Annotated in this window: 14 protein-coding genes; 10 read left to right on the top strand and 4 right to left on the bottom strand. The window is 57.3% G+C overall.

The features are described 5' to 3' along the window. The first annotated feature begins 699 nt into the window (after positions 1 to 699). The 3 genes from X726_RS158140 to X726_RS1000000171565 all read left to right on the top strand — a co-directional run bounded on the left by X726_RS158140 (position 700) and on the right by X726_RS1000000171565 (position 4,687). On the top strand, positions 700 to 3,471 hold the full coding sequence (locus X726_RS158140) for a PAS domain-containing protein (protein ID WP_023698553.1): 2,772 nt from the start codon (positions 700 to 702) through the stop codon (positions 3,469 to 3,471). Positions 3,472 to 3,513: 42 nt separating this feature from the next. Then, positions 3,514 to 3,879 carry a response regulator gene (locus X726_RS158145; protein ID WP_023669218.1) on the top strand — a complete coding sequence of 122 codons (366 nt, stop codon included), beginning with the start codon at positions 3,514 to 3,516 and terminating at the stop codon, positions 3,877 to 3,879. 559 nt (positions 3,880 to 4,438) lie between these two features. After that, positions 4,439 to 4,687, top strand: coding sequence for a hypothetical protein (locus tag X726_RS1000000171565; protein ID WP_245272091.1), 249 nt, complete (start codon positions 4,439 to 4,441; stop codon positions 4,685 to 4,687). 99 nt (positions 4,688 to 4,786) lie between these two features. Here X726_RS1000000171565 and X726_RS158150 read toward each other — a convergent pair whose 3' ends face one another. Then, a complete protein-coding gene (locus tag X726_RS158150) occupies positions 4,787 to 5,167 on the bottom strand; it encodes a nuclear transport factor 2 family protein (RefSeq protein ID WP_023669215.1) in 381 nt (126 codons plus the stop codon). A gap of 94 nt (positions 5,168 to 5,261) precedes the next feature. Next, positions 5,262 to 5,858 (bottom strand): redoxin domain-containing protein, encoded by a 597-nt coding sequence (locus tag X726_RS158155; protein ID WP_023669214.1) that lies wholly within the window; start codon positions 5,856 to 5,858, stop codon positions 5,262 to 5,264. A 433-nt stretch (positions 5,859 to 6,291) separates the two neighbouring features. On the opposite strand from X726_RS158155, the gene X726_RS1000000170420 reads away from it, so the two are divergent. The 7 genes from X726_RS1000000170420 to X726_RS0134885 all read left to right on the top strand — a co-directional run bounded on the left by X726_RS1000000170420 (position 6,292) and on the right by X726_RS0134885 (position 13,573). Next, entirely contained in the window at positions 6,292 to 6,444 is a 153-nt protein-coding gene (locus X726_RS1000000170420; RefSeq protein WP_023669213.1) for a hypothetical protein, read from the top strand. Next, a complete protein-coding gene (locus X726_RS158160) occupies positions 6,441 to 8,879 on the top strand; it encodes a PAS domain-containing protein (protein WP_156940629.1) in 2,439 nt (812 codons plus the stop codon). Before X726_RS1000000170420 ends, X726_RS158160 begins: the two co-directional genes overlap by 4 nt. Further along, entirely contained in the window at positions 8,876 to 9,250 is a 375-nt protein-coding gene (locus tag X726_RS158165) for a response regulator (protein ID WP_023669211.1), read from the top strand. The genes X726_RS158160 and X726_RS158165 overlap by 4 nt, the downstream gene beginning before the upstream one ends. 42 nt (positions 9,251 to 9,292) lie before the next feature. Next, positions 9,293 to 9,961 carry a response regulator gene (locus X726_RS158170; RefSeq protein WP_023669210.1) on the top strand — a complete coding sequence of 223 codons (669 nt, stop codon included), beginning with the start codon at positions 9,293 to 9,295 and terminating at the stop codon, positions 9,959 to 9,961. A gap of 292 nt (positions 9,962 to 10,253) precedes the next feature. Continuing rightward, positions 10,254 to 11,216 (top strand): enoyl-CoA hydratase/isomerase family protein, encoded by a 963-nt coding sequence (locus X726_RS158175; protein WP_084624951.1) that lies wholly within the window; start codon positions 10,254 to 10,256, stop codon positions 11,214 to 11,216. A gap of 53 nt (positions 11,217 to 11,269) precedes the next feature. Then, positions 11,270 to 12,676 (top strand): class II fumarate hydratase, encoded by a 1,407-nt coding sequence (gene fumC, locus X726_RS158180; protein ID WP_023669208.1) that lies wholly within the window; start codon positions 11,270 to 11,272, stop codon positions 12,674 to 12,676. 93 nt (positions 12,677 to 12,769) lie between these two features. Further along, a complete protein-coding gene (locus X726_RS0134885; protein ID WP_023669207.1) occupies positions 12,770 to 13,573 on the top strand; it encodes an aquaporin in 804 nt (267 codons plus the stop codon). Between the two features lie 515 nt (positions 13,574 to 14,088). On the opposite strand, the gene X726_RS158185 is transcribed toward X726_RS0134885, so the two are convergent. Then, a complete protein-coding gene (locus X726_RS158185; protein ID WP_023669205.1) occupies positions 14,089 to 15,687 on the bottom strand; it encodes an MFS transporter in 1,599 nt (532 codons plus the stop codon). Further along, on the bottom strand, positions 15,684 to 16,826 hold the full coding sequence (locus X726_RS158190; protein ID WP_245272090.1) for an HlyD family secretion protein: 1,143 nt from the start codon (positions 16,824 to 16,826) through the stop codon (positions 15,684 to 15,686). The genes X726_RS158185 and X726_RS158190 overlap by 4 nt, the downstream gene beginning before the upstream one ends. Positions 16,827 to 16,993: the final 167 nt, after the last annotated feature.

The following is a 16,993-nucleotide window of genomic DNA, read 5'->3' as shown; positions in this document are numbered from 1 at the left end:
TCTCATCGATCCCTGAAGGTGCTTGGCCTCCTCGGCCGGATTTTCGAACGTTGCCATATTTGGCAATTTCGTTGGCTCCGATTGATGCGTTTGAAACGGGAACAGCGGAAATGCTGCGTCTCAAGGAAATCATCTCCTAAAGAGTGGGAGAGAGGACGCGAACGTTTTTGCATCCTTTTTGATCGAGCGTTTGCCCGTCGACCGACAAAAAACCCCAGACCAATACCAAGGTGCTATGGATTTTCGGAATAGCAGGGGCCAGCGTTAGCATTGGCGCATTAAAGTCCAGTGCTTGTGGAGTTGCGTGGGTACGTCAGCGTAGCCTATGGTGCTTTTAGGGCGCTCAACTGTATCGAGTGGCTAGTGTTTGTGTATTCTTCAATGCGGGGACCAAGGGTATCGCGTTTTCATGCCATGGATAAAGAATCGCTTTGACCGCGACCATCGAGTGGTTCAGATGGCGGGTCTTTGTGGTCCTGGTCACCTTAGTTGCCAATGGGATCCCGACGGGATCGACGCCATGTCGACGGAGCGCATTGACGAGTTGACTCCTCGCACAGCTGCTGGCGCCGACCGATGCGTCGGTCAGTTCGATATCGTTGAGCAAAATCCGTTCTTAGCCACCACGCAGGAGTTTCTTCAAGGACTTCTGCAACGCGGTACCGACAAAGCGCTCTCGCACCGAACCGCAAGCTGATCATGTATACCGATGTTCTCGCCGAGAATAAACGGCTTCAGCGCTGTCTCAGGGACTTGGGCAGTGTTATGGCGCTGTCCAGCGACTGGGTTGGCGGCGAGTCATCCCTGATCGCCGGTCAATTCCTCGAGTTAGTCCTCGGCATGTTGGACCTCGACTTCGCACACTTACACTTGAAGAGCGCCAGCAACGACTCGCCACTAAAGGTAACGCGGCTGTCACAATGGGCGCGCAGCGTGGCCACATCGGAGAATTTCGGGGCGATGCTCGCGCCCTTGACGACCGCCGAGGCGCCGCAACGACTTACGGCTGGCGGCAGTGTTCTTACGATCCTGCCTATGCGCCTCGGCGTGCTTGGAGAGTTCGGGCTGCTGGTGACGGGATCGCGGCGGGAGGATTTCCCGCGCGACACCGAGACAGTTCTCCTGAGAGTCGCGGCCGCCCAGGCGACGATCGGCTTGCAGGCGGCTTTACAAATTAGCGAACAGAAACGCTTTGCCCATGCAGAGCAAGCGCTCGCTGCAAACGAACGTAATCTTGCACAATTCCTAAACACGATTCCCGGTCTAGCGTGGTCGGCCCGGATCGACGGCTCGGCCGAGTTCTTCAACCAGCACTACCTCGACTACGTTGGGCTTACGGTCGACGAGGCGCTTGGGGCGGGCTGGGTGAAGGCAGTTCATCCGGAGGATCTAGAGGGGTTGATTGCGAGTTGGCATGCAATGTTGGCTTCACGTCAGGCGGGCGAAGCGGAGGCTCGGCTCAAGCGCTTCGACGGGGAGTACCGCTGGTTTCTGTTTCGCACAAATCCTCTGCACGACGAGGCCGGCGGCCTTGTCAAATGGTTTGGTGTCAACGTCGACATCGAAGATCGCAAAAAGACCGAGGAAGCGTTGCGCGCCGGGGAGTGGAACCTTCGTCAGCTAACCGAAACCATCCCTCAGATGCTGTGGAGCGCTACGCCGGATGGATCCATTGACTACTGCAATGCGCGTTTGTTGGATTACACCGGGTTCTCGGTCGATGAAATCATCGGCGGTGGTTGGACCAAAATGCTACACGCCGACGATGTCGAACGGGCCCGCAAAGTGTGGCTTGCTTGCATTGAGAATGGTGCGCCCTATCAGGTCGAAGTGCGGACGTTTCATGCTGCCGACGGCAGTTATCGCTGGGTCTTGACCAATGCGTTGCCACTCCATGACGACTTCGGTCGAATCCTGCGATGGTACGGTAGTTGTATCGACATCCATGATCGAAAGGAGGCTGAATCAGCTATTGCAGCGAGCGAGCGGACCCTCGCACAAATCATCGATACGATTCCGGTCTACGTTTGGTCGGCTAGTGCCGATGGTAGCACCGATTTTCTCAGTAGCGGCTATCTCGAATATCTCGGAATTGGGCGGGATCAGATGCAGGACTGGCCCTGGTCGGCTGTGGTCCATCCGGACGATCGTGAGGCAAGCGCCGGTGTTTGGAAGGACTTGTTGGTTTCGGGGCGCGCTGGTGAAGTACAAGCCCGGTTCCGTCGTTTCGATGGGGAGTACCGTTGGTTTTTGTTTCGGGCAAATCCGCTTCGGGATGGAGCGGGAGCCGTCAAGTGGTTCGGAGTTACGATAGATATCGAGGAATTGAAGCGTGCAGAGGAAAGGTTGCGCGCCAGCGAATGGAATCTGCGTCATCTCACGGAGACCATTCCTCAGATGCTATGGAGCGCCAGACCTGACGGGGCGATTGACTACTGCAACACGCGTTTGCTCGACTATACCGGATTGGCTGCCGGCAAAATCACGGGCGACGGTTGGAAAAGTGTCGTTCATGCCGATGATCTCGCCCAAACTGCGCGCGCGTGGTCCACGAGTATCGAGACTGGAACGCCATATCAGGTGGAAGCGCGCCTCGTCCACGCTGCCGACTGTTCGTTTCGCTGGTGTCTAACCACAGGCCTGCCGCTGCGTGATGAAGAAGGGCGTATCCTCAAGTGGCATGGCGTATGTGTCGACATGCATGATTGGAAAGAGGCGCAAGACGAACTCCGCGAGACCCAGGCGGCGCTCGCTCACTTAACGCGCGTGATGACCATGAGTCAGCTTACAGCATCGATTGCCCACGAGCTAAATCAGCCTTTGGCCGGCATCATGACGAACGCCGGTACGGCCCTGCGCATGCTGACCGCCGATCCGCCGAACGTCGACGGAGCTCGTGAAACCGCAACGAGAACAATCAGAGATGCTCAGCGCGCATCGGAGGTAATCTCTCGGCTACGGGCCCTCTTCACCAAAAGAACCACGATTTCTGAGGTCGTAGATCTGAATACCGCCGCACAAGAGGTAGTTGCACTATCATCGAACGAATTACATAAACGCAATGTAAGCCTTCGCGTCAATTTTACCCAAAATCTGCCACACGTTATGGGTGACCGCGTTCAGCTGCAGCAAGTAATCCTAAACTTCATACTGAATGGCGCCGAAGCGATGGATGAAGTAATGGATCGGCCGAGAGAATTGTTGGTCTCGACGGAGCTGGAACGAACGGGCCATGTTAGGGTTTCGGTCAAGGACGCGGGCGGCGGTTTCGATCCTGCTGTAGCCGAGAAGCTCTTCGGCTCGTTCTATACGACCAAAAGCAACGGAATGGGCATCGGCTTGTCGGTTAGCAAAACCATAATCGAGAATCATCAGGGGCGTGTTTGGGCCGAACGTAATGATGACCTTGGCTCCGCATTCTACTTCTCCGTTCCTTCTCTGATTGCGGGAATATCCGTCACCAATTCTTAAACACGTTCCGCCGAGTTTGGGCGATAATTCTGGAAATGCACAATGATACCACGAGCCTACATCGCTGTTGTTGACGATGATGAGTCCGTTCGCGAGTCTCTGCCGGATCTAATCGGTGTCTTTGGGCATGAGGCCGAGGCATTCTCCTCGGCGGAGGAATTCCTGGCTTCTAAACGGGTCGATCAAACTAAGTGTTTGGTTCTTGACATCGCAATGCCTGGTATGTCCGGCATCGAGCTCCAACGCGAGCTGGCGCTCCAAGGTCGGCAGATTCCGATCGTTTTTATCACAGCACATGGTGATGACCGGGTCTGTCAGCGTCTGCGTCAGAGCGGGACAGTCGAATGTCTGCTAAAACCGTTTACTGACACTGCGCTGCTTGATGCTCTCAACGCTGTTCTCCACTGACCGGTTCAGGATGTTGCGGACGTCGCAGACCCGTGCTCTAACCGCTGCCCAAGTACCTCCGAAACTTTCGCGAAGTCTTCGCCGTCATGATTGTTGACGCGGAGAATGGCCGCGGACATGTCGTTCTGCGCCTCGCGATGACCGATCCTACTCGGCGGGATGGCACTGAAGCATTGTGCAGCCAAGGATTTCATTTAGTGAGAGGGTTCGCCTTCGGGCCATGGGAATTTCAAGCCGGCTTTTCGTTTTGGGAAGCACGGGCGGCCGTCTTTTCCCCCGTACTCCTGGGTCGCTGACGAACGGACTCTCCCTGACACAAAAATCGCGGCAGGCGCTCGCATCCTTCAAAATGCCGATCGCGTTGCTCTGCCCAATTTCACCGGGTTCATGGCTACCGCATGCGATGCCGTGGTGATCGCGTCCAAGTCATCGAGGCCTTCCGGCAAAGATCGAGCCCGTCGAGCGAACGATCAATCCGCAGCGCTTGGGCGAGCCTTCCCGGTCCTCGCGCCAAGTCGCGCAAGCGCTCAATGCTTCGACATTTGCCCGGATGATCTCGATGCGTTCGAGCGGCTCGAACGCCGTGATCAGGACGCCGATGCCGGTGCCCGGCGTCTCGTTCGAGACGTTGAGCATAGAAGGTGCCGTAGGCGAGATAGACATAGGCATGCCCGCGCTCGAGGAACAGCGAGCGGTTGCGCGGCGTCATCCCGCGATAGCCGTGGCCGGCGGCGTCGCCGATGACATAGGCTTCGGTCTCGAGGATGCGACCGCTGGCGACGCCTTCCGGCAACTCGCGAACCACTAACTTGCCAATGAGATAGCGGGCGAGGGCGGCCGTATCGTTCGGCAGCTCCGGGGGCGGGCGAGTGGGCGGCGGATGACCATCCTTTATGGCGGCCAGGGTTCAGGGAATCCGCTCGACCCATTCCGCACGCGAAGGCCCCGGCTCGAACGGATCGCCGAAGTACTGGGTCTCGCGAGCCACCTTGCCATCGAGAAACTCCATGATGCTCACTGCGTAGGACGGCCGCCCGTCATAGGTCAGGACAAATTCCGTGACCCAGAGGTCGCCCGTGCCGATGATGCGCCGCACCGTGAAGCGTTTCTTGTTCGGCTGCGCGGCGCGGGACGACTGAATGCATCGCAATCCGCGAATGCGCTCGCCCGATTGCGGATAATCGAGCACCGCGTCCTCCCGATAAACCTGATGTTCCGCCTCGAGATCGTTCGCATCGGAGGCGGCCCAGTGGCGATCCAGAGCCGCTCGTATCTCCCGGTCTTCCATATCAGATCTTCTTACCCCCTAAGGCCTAACCTCGCACAGCGACTAAAGCTCGTCACCTTGCCAGCCCGCTCTCGCGCCCCGACAATCTTCGAATTCATTTCATTTCGCGAAGTGTTTGAGCGCGCGTCTTTCCATAGGGATAGAAGAGCTCCTTACGACCCGTCTGCCACGCAGCCTTGAGTTCCGGGCTGGTGATGTCCCAATCCGGTCGGCATTTCACGGTCACCGCTCGCATGTCCTGCCGCAGTTCCTCCACGGTGGGTCGCCCGAAAAACCAATACCCATTGTAGACCTTGGAGACGATGAGGCCGGGTTCCATGACGATAACGTGAGGGATCATGGGGTTGTGCGCGGGATCCGTGTACTCGGCGATGTCGAGGTCCTTCTGGATCACGCGCCGCGAGTCGGAAAGAAAAGGCCAATGAGCGCCAGCGCTCAATCGATACTCGTTTGTCTCTAGGAGATTATCCGTGGTGATGGTGACGAGCCGGCAATAACCCACCGCCATTTCGTGATAGAGCTGAACAAGCCCTTCCGCCTGCCGTCGGTCCCTAGGACAGTACCCACCTCTGCCGAGAACCAGGACCATGGGGTCTTCCCCCTGCAATTCGGAAAGCCTTCGTCGCACGGCGCCATGATCCGGTAACTCATAATCCGGAAAAATCGATCCTGGAATGATGTCGGAACGCATCTGAAAGCCTCACTGAGTGTCCCGGAGGTTGAGAACCATTTTGGCCGGACGGACCAATGAAAAGCCGGAAGAGGTATCAAAATCCATTATCCGATGGTGTCGCCGATACCATGGAATAATGGTTACTCCAGCATCGAATATAGGTCGCTAGGCTAAGGCTGAGGTTGCTGAGTCTTAGCACAATGCACCGCTTGCCAAGCCAAAGGTTCGGCGCCGGCCGCCGGCTTGTTCAGGGTTTGCTCCACTTGATGGTGAATGCATCGCGGGTCGCAGACATTGCCCGTCATTGCCTTGAAGCGTTTGAGTTGGCTTTTTCCCATCGCGCGTTTCGATCTCCGTCACCAAAATCGACACCAAGGCATAATAGACGTTCGTGTTGTCCGGGGGCATGGTCCGCCACGACGTAGACCCGTTCTGTTAGGCGACAACGGCCATGGAGAAAACCGACGCATCCGCTTCCTTCGCCGGATATGAACTCGGCGGAGCGCGTCATGGCCGTGCTTTCTTCAACGGCGATGACGAGGCGTTTCGCGTGATTGCCGCAGAACAGAAGAAGCACTGTGCAAAAGCGAAGAAGTGGTCGTGACAAGTCAGCACAATTTTAAACTCATCATCGATACCATTCCTGCGATGGCGTGGTCAGCTCGGCCCGACGGCCCCATTGAGTTTCTAAGCCATCCCTATCTTGAGTACACGGGTCAATCCATTGAGCAGGCGAGGGGTTGGGGCTGGACGGCCGCGGTCCATTCTGACGACCTGGATGGGCTGATCACCATATGGCAGACAATCATAGCCTCGGGTAAGGCCGGGGAGACCGAAGCGCGATTGCGCCGATTTGATGGAAGTTATCGGTGGTTTCTTATCCGCGTTAACCCGTTGCGGGATGAGACTGGCAACATCGTCAAATGGTATGGGGCGAACACTGACATCGATGAGCGGAAGCGGGCTGAGGACAAGGCCATCGAAGCTGAGGGCGAGCTACAACGGACTATCGACGGCATACCGGCGCTGGTTGCGACCTATAACGCGGATGGCTCGCGAATTTCTATCAACAGGCGGGGACGCGAGTTCACGGGGCTCTCTGCTGAGGATGTGACGAATGGTAGGTGGAGAGGCGCAATCCACCCAGATGACATCGGACTTGAAGAGAGCAAATGGCGCGCATGTGTCACGGCTGGAGAACCGTTCGAACATGAATACCGAGTGCGAGCGGTCGATGGTACGTATCGCTGGCACATGGCCCGTCGCGTGCCGCTCCACGACGACGCCGGTAAAGTGACCCGCTGGTACGGCATGAGCCATGATATTGAGGGTCGAAAGCAGGCGGAAGCGTTCCTCGCGGGCGAAAAGCAACTGCTGGAGATGATCGCATCGGGCAGTTTGCTTCGCGATGTTCTAAGCGCATTGTGCGAATTTATTGAAGGGGCCGCGCCTGATTGCGTATGTGATGTTCACCTGATCAATTGGAGCAACTCGACATTTGAATATGCCGTGGCTCCTTCTCTGCCTTCCGCCTACAGCGACCCGATTGCGGGGATGCCCGTCAGCGGTGAGCTTTTGCCATGTGGCATAGCGGCTTCTCAAAAGATACAGGTGGTAGCGGTGGACATCGAATCCGATCCGCGCTGGTATACGTCGCCTGTTCGGTCCCATGTTCTGCAGCACGGATACAGATCGGTCTGGAGTACGCCGGTCTGTTCCAGGGAAGGGCGGGTGTTAGCCACCTTTTGCATCGTCCAACGAAAGCCAGCGGCCCCATCGCCGCACCACCAGGATCTCATTGCGCACGCAACGCAGATCGCCAGCATCGCTATCGAGCGTTCCCTGACCGAAGCAGCGCTTAAGCGGACCGAAACTTTGCTCTCGGAAGCTCAACGTCTGAGTTCAACTGGTGCGTTCTCGTGGCGCTTGGACACAGACGAGATCGCATTTTCCGAGGAACTTTATCGTATCTTTGAATTTGACCCGAATGTCCCTGTGACGCTCGACCACATCAGTGGGCGAATCCACGCGGACGACATTCCGTCACTAACTACGCAAATGACCCGGATTCGCAGCGGTCAGAGCTATCTGGGCTACGAGATTCGGCTACGGATGTCGGACAACAGGGTAAAGTATCTCCGCACTTTCGGCCGGGTCATCCGTCATCAGGATGGCCGGATGGAATGCCTTACTGCAGTTCAGGACGTCACAGAGCGCCGGCAGGCGGAAGAAGCCCTTGGCAAGGCTCGGTCTGAACTCGCACATGTCACCAGGGTTACGAGTCTCGGAGCGTTGACCGCCTCGATAGCACATGAAGTCAATCAGCCGCTGTCGGGCATCATCACCAACGCGAGCACCTGCCTTCGGATGTTGGCCGCCGATCCGCCAAATGTTGACGGCGCACGTGTGACGGCACGTCGCACGATACGCGACGGCAACCTTGCCGCCGATGTGATCGCGCGACTGCGTGCGCTCTTCAGCAAACAAGCCCCTACGATCGAGCCGGTAGATTTGAACGAGGCTGCACGCGAGGTAATAGCATTGTCGGCGGGCGACCTTCAGAGAAGTCGCGTGGTTCTGACCTCCCAATTCCCTGAGGGGCTTCCCCTCGTCGCAGGCGACCGTGTTCAACTTCAGCAAGTGATTATGAACCTGTTGCGAAATGCTGCGGATGCGATGAGCGGCGTCGAAGATCGGCCCAAGCGGTTGGTGATTAAAACTGAACCCGACGGAGAGGATTCTGTGCGTCTCTCGGTAGAAGATGCAGGTACGGGGTTCGGCGCCGATGGTCCGGAGCGGGTATTCGAGGCTTTCTACACAACCAAGAATGAAGGCATGGGGATAGGTTTGTCCGTCAGCCGCTCCATTATCGATAACCATTGCGGGCGCCTGTGGGCGGCAGCGAATGACGGCCCGGGGGCTACGTTTACGTTTTCCGTACCCGAGTATTCCAAGTGCCAGTTGTCAGCAGGGGACGTGGCTCTAAGCGCGGGTGTCCGAGGTCGGCGACGCTCAAAGGTCAGTGTGGGGGTTAGATGAAGCTTACGCATGCACTCGTGTCGGTGGTCGATGACGATCAATCCGTACGTGAGTCCCTACCAGATTTGCTGCAGGAGTTCGGCTTTAGCGTGAAGGCATTCTCTTCAGGGAAGGAGTTCCTCGCATCTGATGCCGTCGATAAGACCAAGTGCCTCATTCTCGATGTTGCCATGCCTGGCATGACGGGACCCGAGCTGCAAGTCGAGCTGGCACGTCGCAGCAAGATGATCCCGATCATCTATATCACCGCGCAAAGGGATAGCACGATCCGCCAGCGTCTCATCGAACAGGGTGCAGTGGAGTGTCTGTTCAAGCCGTTCAGCGATCAGGTTCTTCAGGACGCGCTTATTTCGGCGCTCCGTGATCCTTGAACCTGGTAGATTGTTAATGCCATCTCAGGAGGATAATTTGCGATGTACTCTTATCTGGCGGTTCAACGAGACGGTGCGGCGAGATCGTCAACCATGTCGGACGAAACACCTGTCGTATTCATTGTCGACGACGACGTTTCGGTACGCGAATCGTTGGAACTACTCATCTGCTCTGTGGGCTGGCGACCAGAGACGTTCGCCTCAGCAAAGGCATTCCTCGAGCGGTCACGTTCGCTGGTTGCGAACTGTCTGATCCTCGACGTGAATCTTCCTGATCTGAGTGGGCTCGACCTGCAGAAGCTCATATCTGTCGACCGTACCGACATGCCCATCATCTTCATAACCGGCTATGGCGACGTACCGATGACGGTAAAAGCGATGAAAGCTGGGGCTGCCGAGTTTCTCACCAAACCATTCAACGACGAGGAACTTTTGGGTGCGATCAAGCTGGCACTCGAAAGAAGTAAGACCGCACTTGCTCTGGACTCTGAGTTGCACGTCCTTAGGGATCGTTATGTATCGCTCAGCCGACGCGAGCAAGAGGTTATGACGCTGGTCGTGCGTGGTCTCTTGAACAAGCAGGTCGGCTTTGAGCTTGGCATCAGCGAAATCACAGTCAAGGCACACCGTGGCCAGGCTATGCGGAAGATGCAGGCCCGCTCGCTGGCCGAATTGGTGAACATGGCGGCCCGACTGCGCATCACTGAGTAGAGGTTTCTCCGCGCGCGAACTATCGTGCAATCGCCATCGCGGTGAGAAGTCTCATCAATGCCAAGGTATTGGCGACACCATCGTCCTATCGCTTTGGCGACAATGTTCCTGCACCTATATCCATAGTTTCGAAGTAATGTGGAATTGTTGGCAGACCGGCTGGCGAGGCAGGGGGGTGTTCGTCAGTATTTTCGAGAGAGATGGTGTTTGGCATTGTTAAATATGTATCGGTGTCGAAAGTTAATCTCTTTCAACGGTGTCGATCTCGACGACCAATGAGGTGGAGATAGCAATGGACAACTCTAAACCTAGAAAACCAGTGATACTGTTTTCCATTATTGCATTGTTATGCTTCTCAATTAGTGTGTTCGGGCAGAATTCAAAGCAATCCAGTGATTATAGCACGCTGCTTGCAACGACGCCAACTACGAAGACGGCGAAGATCCGCCTGACGCGGAAGAGTGAGGCCTACTGGGAAGTCACTTTCGATAATCCGCCGCTCAATATAGTTGGCCCGTCCGAAGTCCGCGAGCTTGCAAAAATTGTGGGCCAGATCGAAGCGGATCCGAGGGTCAAGGTCGTGGTGTTTGACAGCGCGGTGCCGGACTATTTCATCGCTCATTACGACCTTTTGAGTCCTCTTAAGGACTCCAGCGGTATGAAGCCGGGGCCAACGGGCATGCATCCCGTGCCGGATATCATGGTGCGCCTCAGCCGCCTGAGGGCGGTGACGATTGTTTCAATTCGCGGACGGGCGAGTGGCATCGGGAGCGAGCTTGCGCTAGCGGCAGACATGCGCTTTGCAAGTCGGGAAAAGGCGGTCGTGTCGCAGTTTGAAGTTGGCGCCGGCTTCGTCCCTGGGGGCGGCCCTATGGCGCGACTGCCTCGGTTGGTCGGCCGCGGCCGCGCTATAGAAATGTTAATCGGTGCCGAGGGCTTTGATGGCGAACTTGCCGAGCGTTACGGCTATGTGAACCGGGCGCTGCCCGATTCAGAATTGGACGGTTTTGTCGACGCCTTGGCGACGCGCATTGCTTCGTTCGATGGGCAGGCGATTGCCGACACCAAGAACCTGATCAACCAGGCCAGTTTGCCCCCGGACTCCGAAATGCAGCCGGGCTGGGACGCATTCATCACTTCTGTACAACGACCTGCGGCTCAGGCGCGTGTGAAGGTCCTTGTCGATGAAGGGCTGCAGCAGCCTGGGGATGTCGAGAAGAACCTGGAGCAATATACCGCCAAGTATCAGGAGTAATTTGCAACGTGGAATTCGATGGAGCGACGTGAGGCGTGTGAAAAGGACTGATCATGATTCAAATGCGCAAGGAGACTGATAGTCTGGGCGAGGTGGATGTGCCAGCCGATAGGCTCTGGGGAGCCCAAACGCAAAGGTCTCTCGAGTACTTTTCCATAGGGAAGGATTTGATCCCTCGCGAGATGATCGCGGCTTATGCCGTCCTTAAGAAAGGCGCTGCCAATGCAAACTACACTGGTGGGCGACTCGATGATCAGGTCCATCGACTGATCGTCCAGACATGTGACGAGATCCTTGCCGGGCGACATCAAGACATGTTTCCCCTGCATGTCTGGATGACGGGTAGCGGCACCCAGTTCAATATGAATGTCAATGAAGTGATTTCTAACCGGTGCTGCCAGCTGGTCGGGACGGTCCTTGGCAGCAATACACCGGTACATCCGAACGACCATGTCAACATGGCGCAGTCGTCGAACGATTCATTCCCTTCCGCGATGTACATCGCTACGGCGAGCAATGCCAAACAGCGACTGATGCCGGCGGTCAAGCAGCTCTACGAAGCTCTCCGCTGCAAATCGGAGGAATGGAAGGACATCGTCAAGATCGGCCGCACCCACATGCAGGATGCGACGCCGCTGACCTTGGGCCAGGAATGGTCGGGATATGCCGAAATGCTCGCCGACGATCTGGATCGGCTCGAGACTTCGCTGGATGGCGTCTATCGCCTCGCCCTTGGCGGTACCGCGGTGGGCACGGGGATCAATTCGGCACCAGGTTTCGCAGAAGCGGCCGCAGCGGAAATCGCGAGGCTGACCGGGCTTCCCTTCGTAACGGCGCCGAACAAGTTCGCCGTTCAGGGCGCTCACGATGCGCTTGTGCAGTTTTCTGGCACGATGCGCACGCTGGCAATTTCCCTGTACAAGATCGGCAACGACGTCCGTCTCATGTCGTGCGGACCGCGGGCCGGCTTCGCCGAACTCATAATACCGGCGAACGAGCCGGGCTCGTCCATCATGCCAGGCAAGGTGAATCCCACCCAGGCCGAAGCACTAACCATGGTGGCTGTGCAAGTGATGGCCAATGACGTCGCGGTCGGATTTGGCGGAGCGAGCGGCTACCTCGAGATGAACGTCTACAAGCCCCTGATCATCCACAACATCATTCATTCGATCACGATCATGGCCGACAGTTGCACGAATTTCCGCAAGTTTCTGGTCGAGGGCACGCAGCCCAACAAGGACAAGATCGCCCAATATGTGAGCGAGTCGCTGATGCTCGTGACCGCGCTCTCGCCTGTTGTCGGCTATGATAAGGCTTCGAAGATCGCGCACTATGCGATGGACAACGATATGACGCTCAAGGCGGCCGCGCTGAAGCTCGGCTTCGTTTCCGAAGCGTTGTTCGACCGAGTGGTTGACCCGGAGAAAATGGTCAAACCTTTCGTCGCAACCTGCGCCTAGGATCGCGTCAGTTCGTCAGACGCGGGATTCGGATCCGCTGCCGGCCTCGGCAGAGGCAGTCATCACTTCAACCCAGGATTTCTAGGAGGACCCATGAGCATCCCCCCTGTCGTGTTCGGCGAGGCGGCACTCGCGTTGCAGATTGGTCAACCTCGATTCAACGCCAACTGGAAAAGTTCCGAGCATCGATTTCGGCGCCTGCTGTCCGAGTTCATCGGCACGGCAGGATTGACCTTCGTATTGTCGGCTGGCGCTGCCATCCTCGTACTGTACGGCGGAATAAAGGTTGAGCCCATCATCGCTGCATTTATCCTATCGGCGATTTCCGCGCTTTGGCTGGTCGTGGCCATCTATTTCCTCGGTGATATCAGTTCGCACTTCAATCCTGTCATGACATTTGCCTTTGCATTGCGCGGCGACATGGGTTGGCCAATGTGCGCGGCCTATGTCGTTGTGCAGTTAGTCGCGGCCGCAGCCGGATCATTTCTTGCCCGCTCGTTTTTTGGCATTGAAGGCAACCTGGCAGCCACCGTCCCGCAAGCTGGGCAGGCCATGCAGGCGGTTTTCTTCGAGGCCATCCTTACGTTTGGCATGGTTTTGATGGTGCTTTCGATGGCAAATGGCCCTAAGCTTAATGGCCAGTTCATCCCCATTGCGGTGGGTGCTTACGTGATGTCGCTCGGGACGTTGGGCGGCCCGTACGAAGGAGGCGCGATGAATCCCGCCCGCGCCTTCGGTCCCGACCTGGCCCGCGGCGATCTGTCCACCTGGTGGGTCTATGTTTTGGGACCGGTGACCGGCACAATTGTTGCCGTTCTGGTAGCCAACGTGCTCCGCGGCCCGGCCACGGCTCAGGAAGCCCAGGCAGCAATGGGAACGCCGCGGGGTGAGGCCTGAGCATTCGGCGGACCTTCGCGCCATCCGTCGAGGATAGGATGTCATAACCCGTAGGGTCTTTGAGCAGATCTGGGTCCCTTGACGTGCTCACGCTGGAGAACGCGTTCTGCGGACCAACACCATCCAGTCCGCAAAGGAGCTATTGATCTTAGCGAAGACGCATAACTCGGCAAGAAAGACCTTTCTGGCCTCGAGGCGCCATTCCGTTCGTCCTCGCCGGTGGACCGCAATCGGGATTACTCCGACCACGAAACCGAACATTGAATTCGCTTTCGTCGATTTGGCCAATCCAGCCGGCAGCCTGGAGCGCGCCGCCACGGCACCAAGGTAGTATCTCACAGGCCGCTTTCTAAGTGCGAAACCTCCTTGAGGCGTAAGAGCTATTGACCCGACGGTTGGCAGCGATAGCGGCCAAGAGCGCGTCACGTTTGAACGGATTCAGGCGACGCGCTTTAGGATCTGTTTTCATGCATGTCGTCATCACAAAACCGCTGCGCACTTTTGCGCGACATGCATCAGACCCTCGATCCACCTACCGGGACTGAGGATCGACGGCCAAGCAACCTCCTGGAGAGGATAAGGCAAGGCGCCGCGACCAAGAACAACAGCACAATCGCCAAGAAGGCCTCGTTGAAGGAAATGGTGACGGCTTGCCTGTCCACGGCCTGCCGCAGAACCAGCAGTGCGCCTTTACCAGCAGCAACACCGTCGAGCCCCCTAGCTCCAAGTTGGCCCGCCACTGCCTTCAGGCGCTCTTCGAGGACAACATCGCCAACATCCAGGTGCGATGCCAGTACCGTCCGATTATAGGCAAGTTGTCGATCGAGATAAGTCTGCAGGAGAGCCGTGCCAGCCAGACCACCAACCTGCTTGCCAAGATCGAAAAGACCGATGCCGAAGGGCAGCGCTGTCGCAGGAAGTTGCATGAACGCAATCAGCGTCAAGCTCACGAACAGGAAACCCAGTCCAAAGCCGCGCAGGAGCAGTGGAAACTCCAAATCCACAGCTCCGCTGTCGCTTGTCGAACCCGACATGAGCCACATTGACGAGGCGAAAAACACGATCCCGACAGGAGCCAGAGCAAACGGACTTATTCCGCTTTTTTTTACGCCGATTCCTGCAATTACCAGCGAGCAGCCCAACATTGCTCCACTCGGCAGGAGAAGAGTTCCAGCATCCGTAGCTGTGAAGTTGAGGACGTTCAAGGCAAAGGCGGGGATGAGAAAGGCGCTGCCGGATAGGGCAAATCCGGCTACCAGACTGGCGACAAGGGCGAAGCAATAGTCGGGATCGCCTAAGGGCGACGCGGGAAGTATCAGACGATCCGATGCAAATTGGAACTCCCACAGCAGCAGCAGGATGACCGCCAGCAGACCGGTCAGGGTGAGAAGGATGATGTGCCCGTCGTCGAACCAATTGAACCTGCTGCCTTGTTGCGACACATAGGTCAAAGAGGCTGCGGCGATTCCAGCCAGCGCGATCTGGATGTAGGGGATGCGGATTCTGTGGCGGACCGTTTGTCCGCGGTCCGCCGCGAGCATGACGAGGGCGAGAATGCCCATCGGCACGTTGCTCAGGAATATCCAGTCCCACGAAAGGTGGTCGACAACCCAACCTTGGAGCGCTGGTGTCAATGTCGTTGGGGCCATGACGGAGCCGAGGGCTAAGAGAGCTTGCACAATCGGTTGCTGACGGCTCGGGAAACGAAGGAACAGCAGTGTCTGGCCTGCCACGAGCACGGTCGCGCCGGCAAAACCCTGAACGATGCGGCAGACGTCAATCCAGGCAATATCGACGGAAGAGATCATTGCGGCAGATGCCAAGAGAAGCGCGACCGTGCCGGCGCGCAAACAGGGCGTAGGCTTTAGCGCTGCAACAAACAGCGGCGCGACCAAAAAGCCGGTCAGCTTGGCCGCGAGAAATGCGATGTCGAAAGTCGCGAATTCGTCGGTCGTGGCATGTATGTCGCCCAGCATATCCAAGCGCCCAATAGAGAGCGCCGTGCTGGCGATCGAATCCATGACGGCTGTCAGTACAACTCCGGTCAAGACCATCGCGGCGCCGAGCACCTCGGGCTTAGTCAGTAACGGTGGCGGTTCGATCTGACGGCTCATTGTGCCGTACCGGGCCGATTATCCGCAAGGTCGCCGACCGGGTTCGAAGTGGTGGTCGCGGGATCGGTTCCTCTGCCCACCCGGACGGCAATGCGGGCTGAAAGTCCGGGAACCAGCCGACCAGGCAACGGATTGTGTGTAAGTCTTATCTTGACTGGAACGCGCTGGACGACGCGGATGAAGTTACCCGTCGCATTGTCCGGTGGCAGCACGCTGAAGGCAGCCCCGCTACCCGGGGCGAAGCTGTCGACGATACCATCGATATGAACGTCAGGGTACTCGTCGATCACCACCTGAACAGGCTGTCCAACCTCCATTCGGCCAAGCTGGGTCTCCTTGAAATTGGCGACGACCCATATACCCTTGACCGGAACAACGTCCATCGCCGGGGTGCCAGGCGTGACGTAGCGTCCGACGCGAACTTGCCGGTTGCCGATGACACCGTCGATCGGCGACAGGATGACGGTATTGGCGAGATCCATCCTGGCCAGACTAACGGAAGCTTTCGCCAGAGCCATCGCTGCTTGGGCGCCGGCGAGTTGGGCGTCGAGCACACCAAGCTTCAGCCTCTGCGCCAGAGTATTGGCCGCCTGGGCTTTGTCCCCCGCCTCGGCTTTTGCGAACGCGGTCTGCGCATCCTGGAGTTTTTGTTCGCTGGCCGTCCCGCTCTTTCGCAGAGCCATGTAGCGGTCAAGATTGGCGCTCGACAACAGCAAATCCGCTGAGACCGAGCGCTGCTGCGCCACCGCTTGTTCGATCAAGGCATCTTGCAGTTTCTGCGTTGCTTCAATGTTTGCGATCTCGGCCTGTCGGGTCGCAAGAGTGGCAATGGCTTCGTCGAGTTTCGCTCGGTAATCACTGTCGTCGATGCGAAACAGAAAGCTCCCTTTGCTAACGTCGGCGTTGTCGCCAACTGCAACTTCCACCACATAGCCGGAGAGCTTGGGCGCGATACTCGTTATATCGCCGCGGACATAAGCGTTGTCGGTAGACTCTTCGGAACGGCCGTGGAAATACCATTGCCAGACCCAGGCTGCCGACAGCGACATCGTCACAGTCGCCACCACTAGAATAGCGGTCTTTCGAGCCCAGCCTATTGGTGCTTGCGTTGATTTCTGCGAAGCCACCAGGCCGAACACAGGAGACGCCGCCGGTTGCGGTCCGTTGTCACTCCTCAAAGCCGATTGCGTGGGTCCTTCAAAGCCTTCAGCTCGGAGCATCTCAACGATCCAATCTCCAACATGCGGGGCAGTCGATCTTACAAATTGTCTGACCATGCTCCGAGGATTGCCGGCTACGCGCAGAG

Source organism: Mesorhizobium sp. LSJC285A00, from assembly GCF_000503155.1.
GTDB lineage: Bacteria > Pseudomonadota > Alphaproteobacteria > Rhizobiales > Rhizobiaceae > Mesorhizobium.
This window is presented reverse-complemented; position numbering and strand designations above follow the sequence as displayed.

Excerpts from the sequence above, each read along its gene's own strand:
- X726_RS158140 (WP_023698553.1), top strand. The coding sequence starts at position 700 with ATGTATACCGATGTTCTCGCCGAGAATAAACGGCTTCAGCGCTGTCTC.
- X726_RS158145 (WP_023669218.1), top strand. The coding sequence starts at position 3,514 with ATGATACCACGAGCCTACATCGCTGTTGTTGACGATGATGAGTCCGTT.
- X726_RS1000000171565 (WP_245272091.1), top strand. The coding sequence starts at position 4,439 with ATGCGTTCGAGCGGCTCGAACGCCGTGATCAGGACGCCGATGCCGGTG.
- X726_RS158150 (WP_023669215.1), bottom strand. The coding sequence starts at position 5,167 with ATGGAAGACCGGGAGATACGAGCGGCTCTGGATCGCCACTGGGCCGCC.
- X726_RS158155 (WP_023669214.1), bottom strand. The coding sequence starts at position 5,858 with ATGCGTTCCGACATCATTCCAGGATCGATTTTTCCGGATTATGAGTTA.
- X726_RS1000000170420 (WP_023669213.1), top strand. The coding sequence starts at position 6,292 with ATGGAGAAAACCGACGCATCCGCTTCCTTCGCCGGATATGAACTCGGC.
- X726_RS158165 (WP_023669211.1), top strand. The coding sequence starts at position 8,876 with ATGAAGCTTACGCATGCACTCGTGTCGGTGGTCGATGACGATCAATCC.
- X726_RS158170 (WP_023669210.1), top strand. The coding sequence starts at position 9,293 with ATGTACTCTTATCTGGCGGTTCAACGAGACGGTGCGGCGAGATCGTCA.
- X726_RS158175 (WP_084624951.1), top strand. The coding sequence starts at position 10,254 with ATGGACAACTCTAAACCTAGAAAACCAGTGATACTGTTTTCCATTATT.
- fumC (WP_023669208.1), top strand. The coding sequence starts at position 11,270 with ATGATTCAAATGCGCAAGGAGACTGATAGTCTGGGCGAGGTGGATGTG.
- X726_RS0134885 (WP_023669207.1), top strand. The coding sequence starts at position 12,770 with ATGAGCATCCCCCCTGTCGTGTTCGGCGAGGCGGCACTCGCGTTGCAG.
- X726_RS158185 (WP_023669205.1), bottom strand. The coding sequence starts at position 15,687 with ATGAGCCGTCAGATCGAACCGCCACCGTTACTGACTAAGCCCGAGGTG.